Raw genomic sequence first — 19,325 nt, 5'->3', positions numbered from 1 at the left:
GTTAGAGAATGGGACTGGACGTCCCGGGAGCAGCAGATGAAAAGCTCATACTGGCTGGCCGCCGCCTGCCTGGCAGCGAGTGCGTCAGGTTTAGCCCATGCCGGATTCAAACCCATCGAAATCAAGGACCAGGAGCTCGCCGAGCTGCGCGGTCGTTACGTCATGCCGGGGCGGATCATCAGCTTCGGCATTGTCATGAGCAGCACCTGGCGCAACGCCAGCGGCGACCTGATCGGGGCCGCCACCTCGATGCAGATCCAGGCCGCAACGGTCAAACCGGAATTCTACGTCTCGACCATCAAGGAGTCGGGCAACGGCAGCACTCCCACATTGGGCACCGGCACTGTCATCGGTGGCGCCGGCCTCAACAGCAGCCAGGGCGTGACGCAGAGCGTGCGCGCCGCCGGCGATGGCAACACCGCCAACAACAACGTCGCGATCAACGTCAGCGAAGCCAGTCAGGCGCCCGCTCTGGTGCCGTCGCAGGGCCAGGCCCTTGTTGCCGGGCAGACCATCAGCGGCAGCAACGGCGCCGGCAGTGTCGCGGTTTCGGCCAACGGCGGTGGCGTGCAAATGGCGATTCAGGCCAGCGGCAATCAGGGCACCGCGCTGCAACAGGTGGCCCAGGGCGGGCTGCTGCAGAACACCCGTTTGCTGGGTAGCGCCAACGTGGTCAACAACCTCACGCAACTCAACGTCGTACTGAACAATAACGGCAGAAGCGCCGGTGCACTGGATTGCAACCTGACCCAACTCGGGGCCCTACGCAATATCGGATATTGAACTACGCTGAGTCTCGATCATTGGGTTTAAAGGGACGGCTTATTCATGTATCGATCAGTATCACTGCGTGCCGCAGTGTGTTTGAGTACCCTTCTTCCGGCGGCAATGCTGCAAGCAGCACCCGACGCCGATGTAGAAGCCCTGAAACGGGAACTTCTGGAACTGAAACAACGATACGAACAACAACAACAAGCGCTGGCGGTACTTGAACAACGGGTCCGCCAGGTAGAAGAAACCCCCGCCGCCCCACCGCCAAAACGGCTGGCCAAATCGCCGTCCGACATGAAAGGCAATCGCGTCGCCGCCGGAGCCGCCACAGGCACCGGTGCGGCCGCCGCATCGGGAGGCGCCGCCGGGGGCAGCGGCGCTTCTTACGGTCAGTCGCTGGCTGATGATTCGCAACCAGCGCAGAGTGTTTCCAACCTGTATGACGAAGCCAGTGGTTTCTTTGGCGGCGGCAAGTTCAGCGTGGAAACCGGCCTGACCTATTCGCGCTACGACACCCGCCAGTTGATCCTCAACGGCTTCCTTGCGCTGGATTCGATCTTTCTCGGCAACATCAACCTCGACCGGATCAAGGCCGACACCTGGACTCTCGACCTTACGGGCCGCTACAACTTCGACAACCGCTGGCAGTTCGACCTGAACGTGCCGGTGGTGTATCGCGAGTCGACGTATCAGTCCGGCGGCGGCAACCAGGGCGCGGCAGGTGTCACCACCGAAGAAACCGTCACCAAGGATCCAACCATCGGCGACGTCAACTTCGGTATCGCCTACAAGTTCCTCGACGAGTCGGTCAACACCCCGGACGCCGTCGTCACCTTGCGCGTCAAGGCGCCGACCGGCAAAGACCCGTTCGGCATCAAACTGCGCCAGACCGACGCCAACTCCAACCTGTTCGTCCCCGACACCCTGCCCACCGGCAACGGCGTCTGGTCGATCACGCCGGGCATCTCGCTGGTCAAGACGTTTGACCCGGCGGTGCTGTTCGGCAGCCTCTCCTACACCCACAACCTCGAGGAATCGTTCGACGACATCAGCTCCACGGTCAACCAGAAAACCCCAGGCAAAGTGCGCATCGGCGACAGCTTCCAGATCGGTGCCGGTATCGCCTTCGCACTCAACGAGAAGATGAGTATGTCGTTCTCCGTTTCCGACCTGGTACAGCGCAAGAGCAAGCTGAAACAGGACGGCGGCGATTGGGAATCGGTGGTGTCGAGTGACGCCAACGCCGGTTATTTCAACGTCGGCATGACCATCGCGGCCACCGACAACCTGACCATCGTGCCGAACTTGTCGATCGGCATGACTGACGATGCGCCGGACTTCTCGTTCAGTCTGAAATTCCCGTATTACTTCTAAGGCAAAGCAAAAGATCGCGGCCTTCGGCAGCTCCTACATTCGGATTGCGTAATCCCTGTAGGAGCTGCCGAAGGCTGCGATCCTTTGATCTTCAGCCAGTTAACGAATCTGATGCTTATGCAACAACCGATAAAAAGTAGGCCGGGAAACTCCGAGGACTTTCGCGGCCACACTTAAATTATCACTGTGACGATTCAACACATCACACAACGCCTGCCGTTCCGCCCGGGTCTTGTAATCCTCCAGCGTGCCCATCGGCGTGGCAATCGAGTGCTGACTGATCAAGCCCAGATCCCGTGCTTCGATCTGCCGGCCCTCGGCCAGCACCAACCCGCGGCGTACCCGGTTGGCCAGTTCGCGTACGTTGCCGGGCCAGTCATGCTTGCCCATGGCGATCAGCGCATCCTCGCTGAAGCTTCTTGGCCGGCGTCCGGTTTCATGGCTATAGAAATGCGAGAAGTGATTGGCCAGCATCGACAAGTCGCCATGGCGTTCACGCAACGGTGCGGTGACCACTTGCAGAACGTTGAGGCGGTAATAAAGATCTTCACGGAAGCGCTTTTTCTCGATCGCCGCCTCGAGGTCAACGTGAGTCGCTGCCAGCACGCGAACATCCACGGGAATCGGTTGACTGCCACCGACGCGCTCGATGTGTTTTTCCTGGAGAAAGCGCAGCAGATTGGCCTGCAACTCCAGCGGCAGATCGCCGATTTCATCAAGGAATAACGTGCCGCCGTTGGCCGCTTCAATGCGTCCGACCTTGCGTTGGTGCGCGCCAGTGAACGCGCCTTTCTCGTGACCAAACAGTTCGGACTGAATCAGATGCTCGGGAATCGCCCCGCAGTTGATCGCTACAAACGGTTTGTTGTGGCGCTGGGATTGCCGGTGCAGGGTCCGCGCGACCAGTTCCTTACCGGTGCCACTCTCGCCGCGAATCAGCACAGGCGATTCGGTCGGTGCGAGTTTGCTCAGCAGTTTGCGCAGTTCGCGGATGGGCTTGCTGTCTCCAAGCAGTTCGTGTTCCGGCTGGTCGACATGAATTGTGCCCTGCCCGCGCAGTCGGGCCATGCCGAAGGCGCGCCCGAGGGTGACCTGTACGCGCGAGACGTCGAAGGGCAAGGTGTGGAAATCGAAAAACCATTCACAGACGAAATCGCCGACGTTCTGCAAGCGCAGAACTTCCTGATTGAGCACGGCGATCCACTCCGTACCGCTGCGGCTGATCAGCTCTTTGACGGCCTCGGGTCGCTCCAGATGGGAGGGCTGCAAACGCAGGAGGCCGACATCACAGGCGCGGTCGCCCGCATTTTCCAGATTACAACTGTCGACGTCCCAGCCCACGGCGCGCAACCCGGGCAACAGGCGATGGCAATCGTCGCAGGGATCGACCACCAGTAAACGTCTCGATGCAGGCGCTTCGCTCATGACTGTTCCTTGGCGCCAAACTTAATAAATGATTGTAAAAACAGTCATTTGGCAGACCCGGTTGTAACACTAGCAAGATTTTGACGGGTGCTTGTATCGATTGCTTATAGGGGGCTTATTAAAAGAGTTATAAGAAAGCTGGTTGTTAGTTAGCTATCGACTATTCGTAGTGTGTCAAACAGCAGCCCGCACCCTAACCCTCTCCCGGACGTAGAGGGGACTGACCGAGGCGTTTGCTCAAGTTATACCGACCTGAGATGCCGAGCCGAACTCAAGTACCGAAGTCTCCACAGGCCGGCTCCCTCTCCTCGGGGAGAGGGCTGGGGTGAGGGGTGAATTCGGCGCGGTGTTCGGACATGTGCAGGATTACCGAAACTAGCCGGGGTTATGTAAAGAACCTGAAATTTCTTTGTTTCAAGTGTGACCCGTCCCCCGGTTGCGTGCATCAGTACATACAAGTAACCCGCCGCACGGTAAGCCCAACCGACGGCACATCACTTGATTGGGCACTAATTAGAGAGAAGATCCCATGACTGCCCCGCTCCGTATCAACGAAGCTCTTTTGATTGCCAACCACGCGTTCAAGCCTTTCCAGTGCGTGGCCTGGGCGCCACAGGATGGTAATGGCGAGCTGAGCCTGACCGTCGTCGACCGCACCAATTCACACATCGGTCGCAAACAGATTCCGAGCAGCGCCTACTCTGACCCGGCGCAACTCGAACAACTACTGCAACAGGCGCGCGCCGAGCTGAGCGAAGACGGCCATAAGTTGCAATCGTGGTCGATGCCACACTGATAACCGAACAAGGGCGGATGACATAAAGTCATCCGCCCTTTTTTCTTACAGCAAAGCCGTTACTTCCCGAGTCAGGTCTTGCTTGAATGCTTGGCTCGCTTGCAACTGGTTCAACAAGACACTGTTCTGGCACAGTGCGACCGTCCTTCTGTTGATTCTCCCAGTTGTACTTCTCGCGATTCAGGGATTGAATGTTTCGCTCGTGCAGTCAGCCGCCCAACCACTGGGTATCGGTCTACTCGCAAGGAGACGCGTGCATGTCTACCCTGAACACTTTTGCGCTGCCCACTGCATGGAACAACCCCGGTTCGCTCGATTCGACATTCGCCATTGGCGGTATTGCGCAGGTGTATTTTGCCGGCAGTCTGTCCAGCCAGACACAGCATGTCGCGCTCGATGCGCAGGGCCGGATTCTGGTCGCTGCCAAGGTCGGTACGCCAAAAGGAAGTCGTTTTGGCCTGGCGCGGCTGCTGGCCGATGGTTCGGCTGATTTGTCGTTTGGCGCTCAGGGCAGCGTGATCGGAAGCTTCGTTGAGGGTTTCGAAGCCAGGGCGGGCAAGGTTCAGGTACTGTCCGACGGGAGGATTCTGCTGGCGGGCCTGCATTATGAAAATACTCATCGCACGCTGCCCGCCCTCGCCCTGTTCGATACCAACGGCCAGCGGGAGCGATCCTTCGGCGACAACGGCTTCCAGGTCGTGCGCCTGCCCGGCGAGCTGTCCATGGGCACCCGTGACAACTGGCTGCCGCCGGGCGTGCCGGGGGTTGAAGCCTGTGATTTTGCGGTGCAGGAAGACGGCCGCATTCTGCTGATCGCCAACCATCATTTCAGCCTCGCCGACCACGCCGGGATGCTGATTCGCCTGCAGCCCGATGGCCGCCTGGACGAGTCTTTCAACGGGCGCGGGTTCGTGATGGTCCGCCACCTGTTACTCAATACGTGGCTGAGCACCCTTCTGTTGAAGAAGGATGGCCGGATCGTGGTGGCAGGTTCCATCGACTTTCCTCAGGAAGGCCTGCTGGCGATTTATCTGCCCGATGGGCGTTTGGACGAGCGCTTCGCCGTAGACGGTTTCATGGCCTTTAAAACTCACGGGAAAAGCGCTCAGGTCAGTCAGATCATCGATTGCAACGACAGGCTTTATTGTTTTGGCAGCAGTCGCGATCCGATCCGCTGTCTCACGTTTGTTCTGCACGGGAACGGTCGACCGGACTTGCACTGTCACCATGGCCAGCCACAGGTGCTGGACATCGGTCCCAGCGGTTGCCAGTGGAATGCCGCCCGGTTGATGAGCGACGGCCGGATCATCGCTGTCGGGGCAACCATCGGCGGGGTCGAAGCAGACTTCATGGTTGCCCGGTATCGATGCGATGGCAGCCTCGACCCAGCGTTCGGCCAGGGCCACGGTTGGTTGCGCACGCGTCTGGGCCGAAGTCTCGATACGGCCAATTCGCTGGCCGTGCAAGCTGACGGCGACTTTGTGGTCGGTGGCTATTCGCTGGATGGCAACTACCGGGCATTGGTTGCGCGTTATCTGAATCGATAATCGGCATGCAAGCGGACCTTACCGTCCGTCGGTTACATAGCCCTACCTGTAATTTCTGACAGTAGACGCCTCGTTGAATCAGGGATCAGATGGAGGCACACGCAGATAGCTGCGTGCTTCACCTAAAAAAGGAATTTTGAAATGACTGATCAAGAGAAGTTGTCCGGGCGACTGACGCAAGTTGGCGCTTCAAGCAAGCGTGCAAGCGCGGTCGAACCGCGGATCCTCGAACTCAAACACCTGGATGGTAAGTACATTCCACCCGAGAGCGTCATTGAAGTTAGCGAGTTCTTTATCACAGCCGTGGGCACTGAGCGTAGCACGGCGGACCTTCTGGACGGCGGAATAACGATCGCCGCTGTAAAATTTGACGAGACTGGCCATGTTACAACACTCCTTTCCCACCAGTCTGTGGGTACCCGTGTCTACACCGTGCGAGATGAGTTTGGACAAGAGTCATCACCGTGGGTGATTACTATCGCACTGGGTCAGCTATTGATCGAATCTGTCAAAGGACCTGACGGCCAATTGATCGAAAACGGTTCAAGTACCGCACATACCGACCTGAGCTTTGTTGGCAACGGCCCGTCAAACCAAGTGGTGGAACTTGTAGATAACGGCATCGTGAGCCGGCTGGTCAACGTCGATCTAACAGGGCACTTCAGCGCCCGTATCCAAAATCTTAAGCCAGGCCCGCATAAATTCGTCGTTCGTGCGTTAAACGGCGAGGAGTCAGCCGCTTGGGATGTCGAGATCGAAAAACCGGCGTTGCTGAGCATTCAGTTCGGATTTGGTCAGGGCAATCATCAACCCATCGAAGATGGCGAAACCACGACGCAGACTGCAGTAGTTCTGGTGGGTACGGCCACGCCGCACGAGAGTGGACTGATCCTCAGCGATGCCCAGGAAGGGGTCGAGTTCATCGCGAATGAGTATGGAATTTTCAACGCCCTCGTTGAAAACCTTCTCCCTGGCTTGAGCTATACGTTCGTCTGCCGATCCTACTCGGACCGGCAGTCGGCCCCATGGACAATCAAGGTAGCCTCTTCGAAACTGCCGCCATTGTAATTCTGTATCACGGCGCTGGCGCCCGCCGAGTTAAAACTCGGCGGGTCAGTCTTGCCAATCGAATCTTTCAAACACCGTAATCGGGATCAACCACGAACACCTTGATCTTCCTTGAAACATCCGGCAACTTTCGCGCTTCTTAATAAAAGGAGCAGCCGATGTCCGGTTCAATCGCCCAGGCGTTCGCGCACAACTTCCTCGGGCAATCGCCACGCTGGTACAAGGCGACCATCGTCGGTTTTCTCATCCTCAATGCCGTGGTGCTGTTCACTATTGGCCCGGTCGCAGCCGGCTGGTTGCTGGTGATCGAATTCATCTTCACCCTGGCTATGGCACTCAAGTGCTATCCGTTGATGCCCGGCGGCTTGTTGTTGATTGAAGCGCTGCTGCTGAAGATGACCACCCCGCAAGCGCTCTATGACGAGTTGCTGCACAACTTCCCGGTCATCCTGCTGCTGATGTTCATGGTTGCCGGTATCTACTTCATGAAGGATCTGCTGCTGTTTCTGTTTTCGCGGCTGCTGTTGGAGGTGCGTTCGAAAGCCGTTTTGGCGCTGATGTTCTGCTTTTTGTCGGCGTTCCTCTCTGCGTTTCTCGATGCGTTGACAGTGACGGCGGTAATCATCAGTGCGGCAGTGGGTTTTTATTCGGTGTATCACCGGGTTGCATCGGGCAACGATCCGCGCGAGGACAGCGACTTCAGCGACGACCAGCAGTTGCCCGGGTTGCACCATGATGACCTGAATCAGTTTCGCGCTTTCCTGCGCAGCCTATTGATGCACGGCGCTGTCGGCACCGCGCTGGGCGGCGTCTGCACCTTGGTGGGCGAACCGCAGAACCTGCTGATCGGTCATGAGATGGGCTGGCACTTCGGCGAGTTTTTCCAGAAAGTCGCCCCGGTGTCGCTGCCGGTGCTGGTGGCGGGTCTGGTGACCTGCGTGCTGCTGGAGAAACTGCGCTGGTTCGGTTACGGCACACTCCTGCCGGATAACGTGCGTGCGGTGTTGGCCAACTATGCGGCTGAAGACAACGCCGAGCGTACGTCGCGGCAAACCGCTGCGCTGCTGGTGCAAGGCGCGGCGGCGCTGATTCTGATCGGCTGCCTGGCGTTTCACCTCGCCGAAGTCGGCCTGATCGGTTTGATGGTAATTGTGTTGATCACCGCCTTCAGCGGGATCACCGACGAGCACCGCCTGGGCAGTGCGTTCAAGGACGCCATGCCGTTTACCGCGCTGCTGGTGGTGTTTTTTGCCGTGGTGGCGGTGATTCATGATCAACAGCTGTTCGCGCCGTTGATTCAGTGGGTGTTGGCGTTGCCGGTCGATCAACAGCCGGGCATGTTGTTCATCGCCAATGGCCTGCTCTCGGCGATCAGCGACAACGTGTTTGTCGCGACCATTTACATCACCGAAGTGAAACAGGCGTTCCTCGCCGGGCACATGAGTCGGGAGCATTTCGAGACGTTGGCAATTGCGATCAATACCGGCACGAATCTGCCAAGTGTGGCAACGCCCAATGGACAGGCAGCGTTTTTGTTCCTGCTGACCTCGGCAATTGCGCCGCTGGTGCGTTTGTCGTACGGGCGCATGGTGTGGATGGCGCTGCCGTACACCGTGGTGATGGGGCTGCTGGGCTGGTATGCGGTGAGCTACTGGCTCTAACGACTAGCGATGTGTAGGAGCTGCCGGAGGCTGCGATCTTGATCGTTCCCACGCTCTGCGTGGGAATGAAGCCCGGGACGCTCCGCGTCCCAATCAAAAGATCGCAGCCTTCGGCAGCTCCTACTGGGTTTCAATGCGGGAGGATGTATTTCTCGATCGCCTGCGCTACGCCGTCTTCGGTATTGGATGCGGTGACGACATCAGCCTGGCGCTTCACCGCCTCTTCCGCCTGGCCCATGGCGATCGACAAGCCGGCGCATTTGAACATTGCCGGGTCGTTGCCGCCGTCGCCGATGACGGCGGTCTGTTCCAGCGGCACACCGAGGTATTCGGCGATCGTCGTCAGGGCGGTGCCTTTGTTGGCTTCCAGCGCGGTGACGTCGAGGTACACCGGCTGCGAACGCGACACTTGCGCCATGCCGTTAACCTTCGGCAACAGCTGTGCCTCCAGTTCGATCAACAAGTCAGTGTTGTTGCTGGTGGCGACGATCTTGTCGATCCGTTCCAGATAGGGCTCAAAGCTCTCGACCACCACCGGCGGATAGCCGAGGCCGCTCTGCTCTCGCGGGACCATCGGCCCGTGCGGGTCCTTGAGCAGCCAGTCACCGCCGCTGAACACCCAGATTTCCACGTCAGGTTGATCGGCAAACAGTGCCAGTGCGATCAGCGCCGTGGTTGCCGGCAAATAATGCGCGGCCAACAGCGTGCCGTCCGGCTTGACGATGGTGCCGCCATTGAATGCCGCTGTCGGCAGATCAACGCCGAGCGCCTCGATTTGCTGCAACATCGCTTTCGGCGGGCGTCCGCTGGCGAGGCTGAACAGCACGCCGGCCTCGCGCAGCGAACGAACCGCGTCGATGGTGCGTTGGTTCAGCGTGTGATCCGGCAGCAACAGCGTGCCATCCATGTCGCTGAGCAAAAAACGGATGGGTTGTTTCGCCAAGTCACTCATCCGAGGCCATGCCAGACGCGACCATCGCGAGTCAGGAGATCTTCGGCTGCTTGCGGACCATCTTCGCCGGCCGCATACAACTCGACGCTCGCATCCTGCTGCCAGGCATCGAGGAATGGCTGCACTGCTCTCCAGCCGTTCTCGATATTGTCGGCGCGCTGGAACAGAGTCTGGTCGCCCGTCAAACAGTCGTAGATCAAGGTTTCATAGCCGGTCGACGGCTGCATCTCGAAGAAGTCCTTGTAGGCAAAACCCAACTCGATGTTGGCCATGTTCAACGCCGGCCCCGGCCGCTTGGCCAGCAGGTCGAACCACATGCCTTCGTTCGGCTGGATCTGGATACGCAGGTAGGTCGGTTGCAATTCGTCGACTTCGGTGTCGCGGAACTGCGCATAAGGCGCCGGTTTGAAGCAGATGACGATCTCGGTATCGCGCACGCTCATGCGTTTGCCGGTGCGCAGATAGAAAGGCACGCCGACCCAACGCCAGTTGTCGATCATCACCTTCAGTGCCACATAGGTTTCAGTGGTGCTGTCGGGCGCGACGTTGGCTTCTTCCCGATAACCGTTCAACGGCTGGCCTTCGCGCTTTCCGGCGCTGTACTGACCACGCACCGAGTTGGCCCGCGCCTCTTCCGTCGACCAGGGCCGAATCGCCCCGACGACCTTGGCCTTCTCGCCACGCACCGCATCGGCGCCGAACGCCGCCGGCGGTTCCATGGCGACCATGGCCAGCAACTGGAACAGGTGATTGGGCACCATGTCGCGCAGTGCGCCGGTGTGTTCGTAAAAACTGCCACGGGTTTCGACGCCGACGGTTTCCGCCGCGGTGATCTGCACGTGGTCGATGTAATGGTTGTTCCAGAATGCTTCGAACAGGCTGTTGGAGAACCGGCTGACCAGAATGTTCTGCACGGTTTCCTTGCCCAGGTAATGGTCGATCCGGTAGATCTGCTTCTCGCTCATGACCTTGAGCAAGCAAGCGTTCAACGCCTCGGCCGTCTGCAGATCGGAGCCGAACGGCTTCTCGATCACCACCCGTCTGAACGCTTCGGGAGTTTCTTCAAGCAAACCGGCGCTGCCGAGGCGGCGCACCACTTCACTGAAGAAACGCGGCGCGGTGGCCAGGTAGAACACCGCGTTGCCGGTGCCGCTGTCGGCGATTTTCGCCGCCAGGGCTGAATAGGTGCTGTCGTCGAGGAAGTCGCCCTGGACGTAGCTGATACCTTTGGCGAGCTTGGCCCACAAGAGCGGATCAAGCATCTGATCGCCCTTGCCGACCTTCGCCGCCACTTCGGTACGAATGAAATCTTCGAGCTTGTGCGCGAAGGCTTCATCGGTAATGGCGTTGTGATCAACGCCGACGATCCGCAGATTCTCGTCGAGCAGGCCGTCGCGACTGAGGTTGTACAACGCCGGCATGAGCAAGCGCTTGACCAGGTCGCCGTGGGCACCGAACAGGAACAGCGTGGTCGGTGGTGCGGGTTCTGCCTTGGATTTTCTGCGGATCGTACGGGTCATTTTTTCGCGGTCTCCACGTGGCCGCCGAAGCCGAAGCGTTGTGCCGACAGGATCTTGTCACCAAAGGTGCCCTGTCCGCGCGAGCGGTAACGGGAGAACAGCGAGTTGGACAGCACCGGTACCGGCACCGCTTGCTCCATGGCCGCCTCGATGGTCCATTGACCTTCGCCGCTGTCGGCTACCGAGCCGGAGAAACCGTCGAGCTTCGGATCGCTGGCCAGTGCATCGGCAGTCAGGTCGAGCAGCCACGACGACACCACGCTGCCACGACGCCAGACTTCCGCGATGTCGGCCACGTTGAGGTCGAAACGCTGATCTTCCGGCAGACGTTCGCTGGATTTGGTCTTGAGAATGTCGAAGCCCTCGGCGAACGCGGCCATCATGCCGTACTCGATGCCGTTGTGAATCATCTTCACGAAGTGCCCGGCACCGGCTGGGCCGGCATGAATGTAACCGTGCTCGGCGCGATGGTCATCGGACTTGCGATCCTTGGTACGCGGGATGTCCCCCATCCCCGGCGCCAGTGCCGCGAACAGCGGATCCAGACGCTGCACGGTTTCGGCGTCGCCGCCGATCATCATGCAATAGCCGCGTTCCAGGCCCCAGACGCCGCCGGAGGTGCCGACGTCGATGTAGTGCAGACCCTTCTCGTTCAGCGTCTTGGCCCGGCGAATGTCATCCTTATAGTTGGTGTTGCCGCCGTCGATGATGGTATCGCCGGGTTCGAGCAGTTCGCTCAGGGTGTTGATGGTGTCTTCGGTCGGTGCGCCGGCCGGCAGCATGACCCAAACGGCACGTGGCTTGTCGAGGCCAGCGACCAGGCCCGGCAAATCGGCGACGCCCGTGGAGCCCTCGGCGACCAGGTTATCGATGAAAGCGGTATTGCGGTCATAAACAACGGTGGTGTGACCGTTGAGCATCAGACGTCGCGCAATATTGCCGCCCATGCGGCCCAGTCCAATAATCCCGAGTTGCATGTGCTGATGCTCCTTACTACAAATAAATATGTGTCATTGGTTATAGCCCAACGCGACTGTTGGAGGTTAGTCCAGAGCGTTGCGATGAAGTTTCCGGGCATTGTGCCCGATTCAGAGTGATAACGCCCCGAATCCTGCCGAAGACACACCGACCATGAAAAATAAAAAAGTTCCCTTCCAGGGCAAAAGAAATCAAAATTGGCGCCGATAGTAAGTCAAGCGCCTCGGAACGAGGAGTGACTTACAGTTGATGCACGCCATTTGCGAGGTGAGCAATGGGCACAGTACACACAGCAATGCCGCCACAAACCCTCTACGTTACGATCCGTCGCGATGAATTGCGCCAGTTGAAAGACGAGCGCGACCAGTTGAAGCACGAATTGGCGCAATTGCGCGCATTGACTCAAGGCTCGCAGCCGCAACCGCGTCCGGTTGTGCAGCGCGCGCCCCACGCCTGATCCCCCGCTGCTTCGGGAACGACCGTCGTCGTTCCCGACACGTTGCACCTCTGACCGCCTGATGCCACATAAAAGCGGCTTTTAACAAATCTTTCACATACCCTTGGGGATACTCCGCCCCATTCTGGCCGTACCTGCGCGTACGGCCTCTGTTCGTCGGTGTCATGGAAGCGTTCCGGCGTGGGTTTGATGATTGAGCTGGAGCGCTGAATGGCATTGTTCAAACGCAGCAAAACGACTGCGGCTGGTTTCGACTGGGCCGGATTTATCTGGCTGTTCGTTTTCTTCTGGTACTTCTCGGGTATCACCCAACTGCTGATCCAACTGACCGGCACATCCGGCTTTACCGGATTCCGTCAGGCGTTCGTGATGAGCGCATTGTGGCTGGCGCCGATGCTGTTGTTTCCCAGGCAGACCCGCGTACTCGCGGCGATTATCGGCGTAGTGCTGTGGGCCTGCTCGATGGCCAGCCTCGGTTACTTCTTCATTTATCAGCAGGAGTTTTCCCAGAGCGTCATCTTCATCATGTTCGAATCGAACGTGTCTGAGGCTGGCGAGTACATGACCCAGTACTTCGCCTGGTGGATGGTTCCGGCATTCCTTGCGCATACTGCGTTCGCATACTTCCTGTGGACGCGCCTGCGCCCGGTGTACATGCCGCGCGGCCGCGCATTGGTCGCTGCGACGGCAATTGTGGTTGCCGTGGTTGGCTACCCGCTGGTCAAGCAAACCCTGCGCATGGGAACCTTTGCCCAAGGCTTCGAGAAATTCGAAACCCGCATCGAGCCAGCAGTGCCATGGCAGATGGCCGTGGCCTATCACCGCTATCAGGAAACCCTCGCCGACATGCAGGGCATGCTCGACAGCGCGAGCAAGATCCCGCCGCTGAAAAACCTCAAGGACGCCTCGGCCGGCCAACCGGCGACCCTGGTGCTGGTCATCGGTGAATCGACCAACCGTCAGCGCATGAGCCTTTACGGTTATCCGCGCAACACCACACCGGAACTGGACAAGCTCAAGGATCAACTGGCGATCTTCGACAACGTCATCACTCCGCGCCCCTACACCATCGAGGCGTTGCAGCAAGTGCTGACTTTCGCCGATGAGCAGAATCCGGATCTGTACCTGTCCACGCCATCGCTGGTCAGCGTGATGAAACAGGCCGGCTACAAGACGTTCTGGATTACCAACCAACAGACCATGACCAAGCGCAACACCATGCTCACGACCTTCTCCGAACAGGCCGACGAGCAGGTGTACCTGAACAACAACCGCAACCAGAACGCCGCACAGTACGATGGCGACGTCATCGAACCGTTCAACAAGGCTCTGACTGATCCTGCTGAACGCAAACTGATCGTCGTGCACCTGCTCGGCACGCACATGAGTTACCAGTACCGCTATCCTCCGACGTTCGACAAGTTTCAGGATCGCCAGGGCGTACCGGCCGGCGTGCGCGATGACCAGTTGCCGACCTACAACAGCTACGACAATGCCGTGCTGTACAACGACTTCGTGGTTTCGAGCCTGATCAAGGACTACGCCAAATCCGACCCGAACGGCTTTTTGCTGTACCTGTCCGATCACGGCGAAGATGTCTTCGACTCGGCCGGCCACAGCACTTTGGGCCGTAACGAAAACAAACCGACCGCACCGATGTACACCATCCCGTTCATGGCCTGGGCCTCGCCAAAATGGAAGGAAAACCACGACTGGAACTTCGCCGGCGACCTCAGCCGCCCGTACAGCAGCTCGCAGTTTATCCATACCTGGGCGGATCTGGCGGGGTTGAGTTCGGATGAGCTGGACCGCAGCAAGAGTCTGGTCAGCGACAGCTTCGTACCGCGCAAGCTGTTGATTGGTGATCCGTACCAGACGGCGAAACGCGCGTTGATTGATTTCAGCTTGATGAAGCCCAAGCCACCGGCACCCGCAGAAGTGGCGCAGAAGTAAAACGACAAAGGGCCTGCAAGGGCCCTTTTTTGTGCCCGCCGGCCGTGATGCTTCTTCCTATCAACGACCCTGTAATACGCCGCAATATTTGCGATGAACGAGCGTTAACCCATTGTTAATGGCCGCGACGCAGACTCTCCCCCGAGATCTGCTTCACGGACGAACCGACTCCCACTTGTTCAGTAGGAGGCACCATGAAAACCACCACCATCATCCTCACCGCCCTGCTCGCCGTAGGCTCCACCAGCGTGTTCGCTGAGGGCGGCGCCGAGCGCATGCGTTATTACTACGACAACTTCCCGGTCGCGCACGCGCAGAGCGAGCAAAAGGCCGACGCCAATGCGAAAGAAATTCGTGTCCCTGCCGACCAGACGGCGCAGGTGACCGAGACTTATCGCGACTGAGCTTTATCGAGCAACCGATGGACCTTCCGTGGCTCCGCTCTGGCCCGGGAGATGACAGTTGAGGCGCCCTGCCTGGGGCGCCTTTTTTTATGGTCAGGCGGATATGTGTCCGGCTCGTGATCGGCAGTGAATTCGCCCCTCATCGGAACGCCGCCCGCCCAGCCCTCTCCCGAGGGAGAGGGAGCCGATCTTTTTGCTCTTCAAAACCTGAGTTCGGCTCGATATTTCAGATCGGCGTATCTGGATCGGTCACTGCGGTCAGTCCCCTCTCCCTCTGTGAGAGGGTTAGGGTGAGGGGCTTTTCAGGCTTGCAAAGCCTTTATCCAGAACCTGCACAGCGTTATTTGTAGGAGCTGACGAGTGCAACGAGGCTGCGATCTTTTGCAGTCAGTGGCCCCAGATGACTTCTTCAGTCCAGCCCAGTTCAGCGAAGTCTTCGGCGCGCAATGCCCTTTCGCCGACACAGAAGAACTCATCCAGCTGCGGTGGCTTGACCGTCGTGCCGCTGAGCATCGCATGCACCTGGCCGCGATGGTGGATCTGGTGTTCGAACAGATGCGAGAGCATGCGCAAGCGGCTGTCGTGTTGCGGTGTTTCGCGGGCGATGGTGACGATTCTCGGCAGATCGGCATCGCGCAGTTGTTCGCAATAGGCGATCAGACGACGGTCGACATGTGCCTGTTCTTCACGCAGCGCGGCGGCGTCGGTAAACGGCTCGTCCGCATTGAAGAACACATAGCAATCAGGGTGCGGCTCGTCACCGCGCAATTCCCGTTCGAGCGCGTCGACGTAGAACCAGTCGCAGGTGAGGATGTGATTAAGCGTGAGGCGGATGCTCGGGAAGAAGCTCACCCGTGGTGCGGTCAATTCGGCGGCATCGAGCTGGGTCCAGGCCTTGGCCAGGCGATGATTGGCCCAGGCATTCTGATAGGCCATGGTCAGCAGATGATGGGACAGCGGTTGGCTCATGTCGACGCCCTCCTCTTTTCAGGCTTCGGCGAAACGCTGCAATTGCATCTCCTGCAAACGACTGAGGGTGCGGCGGAACGGGAATTGCAGATAACCCTCGGTGTACAGCGCGTCCATTGACACGCTTGCCTCGACGTACAGCGGCACCTTGCGGTCGTAGCATTCGTCGACCAGCGCGATGAAGCGGCGCACGCCGTCGTCATGCACCGACAGCTGCGGCAGTTCGCGGTCGCCGGCGACCACGCGTTGCGCGCCATCTTCAGTGCCGCGCGCGATGCGTCCCTCACGTTTCTGTGCGCTCAGACTCGGCACTTCGCTCAACAGAATAGCCCGGTAGCGATCACACAGCGCGATAAAGTCCATGGCGGCGAAAGGTTGTTCGCACAGATCACGGTAACGGCACCACAGCACGGACTCACTGGCCTGCACCACGTTGAGCATTCGATGGCCCACGGCGACGGGTTCGTCACTTGGGCTCTCAGCCGAAACCTGCGATTTGAACACACCATCCAGCGCACTCGGTTTATCGGCGGTACGGACAAAATAGCGTTGTTCGATCGCCCCCGGATGCAGGCGATGATCCTCGGCGCCATTCACCGCGACCACCTGCATGTGCAACTTGATGGCCTTAATCGCCGGAGTAAAGCGGTCGCGATTGAAGCCGTCCGCGTACAGATCATCGGGCGGCAGGTTGGATGTGCAAACAATCACCACGCCTTCCTCGAACATGACCTGGAAAAGTCGCCCGAGGATGATCGCATCGCCGATGTCATTGACGAACAGCTCATCGAAGCACAACACGCGCACTTCGCCGGCCAGCTCCTTGGCCAGGGCGCGCAGTGGATCGGCGATGCCGCTCAGTTGGAAGGAGCGCTGATGCACCCAGCCCATGAAGTGATGAAAGTGCTGACGCCGCGCCGGCACCCGCAGGCTCTGATAGAACTGATCCATCAGCCACGTCTTGCCGCGCCCGACCGGCCCCCACAGGTACACGCCGCTGATCGAACGGCTACCGGCGTGCAAGGCTTCATGGCATTTTTGCAAGGCCCAGACCGCGTGTTCCTGGGCTTCATCCTGGATGAAGCCCTTGTGTTCAACGGCGTATTGCCAGGCACTGAGGGGAGAGTCGAAAGTCATGCGCGGGAGTATGCCACGGCGGATTTTCCATTGCTGAAGGAGGTACCTGAACGCAGATCATGTAGGAGTGAGCCTGCTCGCGATGGCGTCGTGTCAGTCGATGCAAATATTCACCGATACACCGCTATCGCGAGCAGGCTCACTCCTACAGGGGCAGCGGGCAAGCCTTGAGAGGCAGCAAAACCTGACCTTTCAGGCAGTTTTTGCTCGTTGCCCTCGCCGCCCTCTTGCGGCATCCTGCGCACCCATTTTCTGACCCGGCCTCGCCTCGCGGCGCGCACATCACCATGACCGCCTCTGAAAAAGCCTCGCGCAACAACGACCTGATTTACGGCCTCAACGACCGTCCGCACCTGACTGCCACCGTGTTCGCCGCGCTGCAACATGTGCTGGCAAGTTTCGTCGGCATCATCACCCCGACCCTGATCATGGGCGGCGCGCTGGGCCTGCAAAGTGAAATCCCTTACTTGATCAGCATGGCGCTGTTCGTCTCCGGCCTCGGCACGTTTGTCCAGGCCAAGCGCTTCGGCCCGGTGGGTTCGGGTCTGCTGTGCCTGCAAGGCACCAGTTTTTCCTTTATCAGTGTGATTCTCAGCGCCGGGTTCATGGTCAAGGCGCGCGGCGGTGGCACTGACGAAATCCTCTCGACGATCTTCGGCGTGTGTTTTTTCGCTGCCTTCATCGAAGTGGTGCTCAGCCAGTTCATCGGCAGACTGCGCATGCTGATCACCCCGGTGGTCACCGGCACCATCATTACGCTGATGGGCCTGTCGCTGATCAAAGTGGCGATGACCGACATCGCCGGCGGCTTCGGTGCGCCTGACCTGGGCGCAGCCAGTCACGTGTTTCTCGCGGCGCTGGTGATCGGCACCATTGTCGTGCTGAACCGCGTCGACGTGCCGTTCCTGCGGCTGGGCGCGATCGTCATCGGCCTGACCTTGGGTTATGTGGTGGCCTGGCTGATGGGCACGGTGGATTTTGCTTCGATCCCGGAAGTGCCGCTGATCAGCGTGCCGGTGCCTTTCAAGTACGGCTTCAACTTCGATTGGGTGGCGTTCGTGCCGGTGGCGGTGATCTTTCTGGTGTCGCCGCTGGAAGCGGCCGGTGACCTGACCGCGAACTCGATGATCTCACGGCAACCGGTCAAGGGCCCGCTGTACATCCGCCGGATCAAATCCGGCCTGCTCGCTGATGGTCTCAACTCGGCGATGGCGGCAGTGTTCAACAGCATGCCGATGGTGACCTTCGCGCAGAACAACGGCGTGATCCAGCTCACCGGCGTGGCCAGCCGCTACGTGGCGTTTTTCATCGCCGGCCTGCTGGTGTTGCTCGGTTTGTTCCCGATGATCGGCGCGGTGCTGCAACTGATGCCGAAACCGGTGCTGGGCGGCGCCGAGCTGGTGATGTTCGGTACCGTCGCCGTGGCCGGGATCAAGATCCTCGCCGAAGCCGGGCTGCATCGGCGCAACATGCTGATCGTGGCGATTTCCTTAGGGATGGGCCTGGGCATCGCGGCGGTGCCGGAAGTGTTGCGGGAATTGCCGCAAGCCTTGCGCAACATCTTCGAATCGCCCATCACTGTCGGTGCGTTGTGCGCGATCGTGCTGAATATCTTCTTGCCGGAGGAATTCATCGAGCTGGAGGAAGACGATTTCGACCCGGAAGCTTCGATTCTGCAGGTCATGGAAAACCCGGACGTCACCGCCAAAGGTGAACCTGGCCAAGCGGCGGCTGTCGCACAGTTGAACCGCTGACGTCGAGCCATGGCAAAAAAGGGCTGCACCGGCAACAGTTCAGCCCTTTTTCGTCGAGAGATTTTTATGCGCCGCGTTCACGCCGTCATCCTGTCGCTCCTGCTGCTGTCGCTCAGCGCCTGCGCGCTGTTTCCCCACCGCGACCCGGTGAACATCAACGTGGTCGGCCTCGAACCGCTGCCGAGCCAGGAACTGGAAGTGCGCTTCGCCATCAAGCTGCGCGTGCAAAACCCTAATGAAACGGCGATCGATTACAACGGCATCGCCCTCGATCTCGAGGTCAATGGTCATTCGCTGGCTTCCGGCGTGAGCGATCAAAGCGGCTCGATACCGCGTTTCTCTGAAGCCATTGTCACGGTGCCGGTCAGTGTTTCGGCGTTCTCGTTCCTGCGCCAGACCTTGGGCCTGAGCCAGACGCAAAGCCTCGATAACCTGCCCTACGTGCTTCGCGGCAAACTGGCGGGCGGGTTGTTTGGCACGATGCGCTTTAGCGACAGCGGCAAATTGAGTTTGCCCAAGGCGAGCGCGGCGACGTGGTAGTCAGCGGTTCCAATCGGGA

17 protein-coding genes are annotated in these 19,325 nt (G+C 59.2%); 11 read left to right on the top strand and 6 right to left on the bottom strand.

The annotated features are described in order from the left end of the window. Positions 1-36: 36 nt before the first annotated feature. Both J2Y90_RS18820 and J2Y90_RS18815 read left to right on the top strand, forming a co-directional pair. The gene (locus J2Y90_RS18820; RefSeq protein WP_065617306.1) at positions 37-783 is read left to right on the top strand and encodes a hypothetical protein; all 747 of its coding nucleotides are present in this window, start codon (positions 37-39) and stop codon (positions 781-783) included. A 45-nt stretch (positions 784-828) separates the two neighbouring features. Further along, positions 829-2,145: a hypothetical protein gene (locus J2Y90_RS18815; protein WP_253501688.1), complete on the top strand. Its 1,317-nt coding sequence runs from the start codon at positions 829-831 to the stop codon at positions 2,143-2,145. Positions 2,146-2,244: 99 nt separating this feature from the next. On the opposite strand, the gene J2Y90_RS18810 is transcribed toward J2Y90_RS18815, so the two are convergent. Further along, positions 2,245-3,570 carry a sigma-54 dependent transcriptional regulator gene (locus J2Y90_RS18810; RefSeq protein WP_253501685.1) on the bottom strand — a complete coding sequence of 442 codons (1,326 nt, stop codon included), beginning with the start codon at positions 3,568-3,570 and terminating at the stop codon, positions 2,245-2,247. Between the two features lie 529 nt (positions 3,571-4,099). Here J2Y90_RS18810 and J2Y90_RS18805 point away from each other — a divergent pair. The 4 genes from J2Y90_RS18805 (at position 4,100) to nhaB (ending at position 8,642) form a co-directional block, all read left to right on the top strand. Beyond that, a complete protein-coding gene (locus J2Y90_RS18805) occupies positions 4,100-4,366 on the top strand; it encodes a hypothetical protein (RefSeq protein ID WP_016774677.1) in 267 nt (88 codons plus the stop codon). Between the two features lie 257 nt (positions 4,367-4,623). Continuing rightward, complete coding sequence (locus J2Y90_RS18800; protein WP_253501682.1) at positions 4,624-5,913, top strand: hypothetical protein; 1,290 nt, start codon at positions 4,624-4,626, stop codon at positions 5,911-5,913. Between the two features lie 141 nt (positions 5,914-6,054). Next, complete coding sequence (locus J2Y90_RS18795; RefSeq protein ID WP_253501678.1) at positions 6,055-6,981, top strand: hypothetical protein; 927 nt, start codon at positions 6,055-6,057, stop codon at positions 6,979-6,981. A 158-nt stretch (positions 6,982-7,139) separates the two neighbouring features. Beyond that, positions 7,140-8,642, top strand: a complete 1,503-nt coding sequence (gene nhaB, locus J2Y90_RS18790; RefSeq protein WP_253501675.1) for a sodium/proton antiporter NhaB — start codon at positions 7,140-7,142, stop codon at positions 8,640-8,642. A 130-nt stretch (positions 8,643-8,772) separates the two neighbouring features. On the opposite strand, the gene J2Y90_RS18785 is transcribed toward nhaB, so the two are convergent. From J2Y90_RS18785 to gnd, 3 genes are read right to left on the bottom strand one after another with little or no spacing between them, the layout of a single operon-like run. Then, positions 8,773-9,594 carry an HAD family hydrolase gene (locus tag J2Y90_RS18785; protein ID WP_253501672.1) on the bottom strand — a complete coding sequence of 274 codons (822 nt, stop codon included), beginning with the start codon at positions 9,592-9,594 and terminating at the stop codon, positions 8,773-8,775. Further along, positions 9,591-11,114, bottom strand: a complete 1,524-nt coding sequence (zwf, locus tag J2Y90_RS18780) for a glucose-6-phosphate dehydrogenase (RefSeq protein ID WP_253501669.1) — start codon at positions 11,112-11,114, stop codon at positions 9,591-9,593. Before zwf ends, J2Y90_RS18785 begins: the two co-directional genes overlap by 4 nt. Further along, a complete protein-coding gene (gene gnd / locus J2Y90_RS18775) occupies positions 11,111-12,091 on the bottom strand; it encodes a phosphogluconate dehydrogenase (NAD(+)-dependent, decarboxylating) (protein ID WP_253501666.1) in 981 nt (326 codons plus the stop codon). Before gnd ends, zwf begins: the two co-directional genes overlap by 4 nt. A 275-nt stretch (positions 12,092-12,366) precedes the next feature. Here gnd and J2Y90_RS18770 point away from each other — a divergent pair, with 275 nt between their 5' ends. The 3 genes from J2Y90_RS18770 (at position 12,367) to J2Y90_RS18760 (ending at position 14,906) form a co-directional block, all read left to right on the top strand. Then, positions 12,367-12,549 carry a DUF6026 family protein gene (locus J2Y90_RS18770; RefSeq protein WP_016774671.1) on the top strand — a complete coding sequence of 61 codons (183 nt, stop codon included), beginning with the start codon at positions 12,367-12,369 and terminating at the stop codon, positions 12,547-12,549. A gap of 210 nt (positions 12,550-12,759) precedes the next feature. Then, complete coding sequence (locus tag J2Y90_RS18765) at positions 12,760-14,502, top strand: phosphoethanolamine transferase CptA (protein WP_253501663.1); 1,743 nt, start codon at positions 12,760-12,762, stop codon at positions 14,500-14,502. Positions 14,503-14,696: 194 nt separating this feature from the next. Further along, complete coding sequence (locus J2Y90_RS18760; protein ID WP_253501660.1) at positions 14,697-14,906, top strand: hypothetical protein; 210 nt, start codon at positions 14,697-14,699, stop codon at positions 14,904-14,906. 387 nt (positions 14,907-15,293) lie between these two features. Here the strand turns inward: J2Y90_RS18760 and J2Y90_RS18755 are convergent, their stop codons facing one another. After that, entirely contained in the window at positions 15,294-15,875 is a 582-nt protein-coding gene (locus J2Y90_RS18755) for a DinB family protein (RefSeq protein ID WP_253501657.1), read from the bottom strand. 18 nt (positions 15,876-15,893) lie between these two features. Further along, complete coding sequence (gene zapE / locus J2Y90_RS18750; protein ID WP_253501654.1) at positions 15,894-17,012, bottom strand: cell division protein ZapE; 1,119 nt, start codon at positions 17,010-17,012, stop codon at positions 15,894-15,896. Between the two features lie 287 nt (positions 17,013-17,299). Here zapE and J2Y90_RS18745 point away from each other — a divergent pair, with 287 nt between their 5' ends. After that, positions 17,300-18,766, top strand: a complete 1,467-nt coding sequence (locus J2Y90_RS18745; RefSeq protein WP_253501651.1) for a nucleobase:cation symporter-2 family protein — start codon at positions 17,300-17,302, stop codon at positions 18,764-18,766. 66 nt (positions 18,767-18,832) lie between these two features. Then, a complete protein-coding gene (locus J2Y90_RS18740; protein WP_253505239.1) occupies positions 18,833-19,306 on the top strand; it encodes an LEA type 2 family protein in 474 nt (157 codons plus the stop codon). The last annotated feature ends 19 nt before the right edge of the window (positions 19,307-19,325 follow it).

The organism is Pseudomonas koreensis, assembly GCF_024169245.1.
GTDB lineage: Bacteria > Pseudomonadota > Gammaproteobacteria > Pseudomonadales > Pseudomonadaceae > Aquipseudomonas > Aquipseudomonas koreensis_F.
Note: the sequence above shows the minus strand (reverse complement) of the source record. Positions and strands in the feature narration are given on the sequence as shown.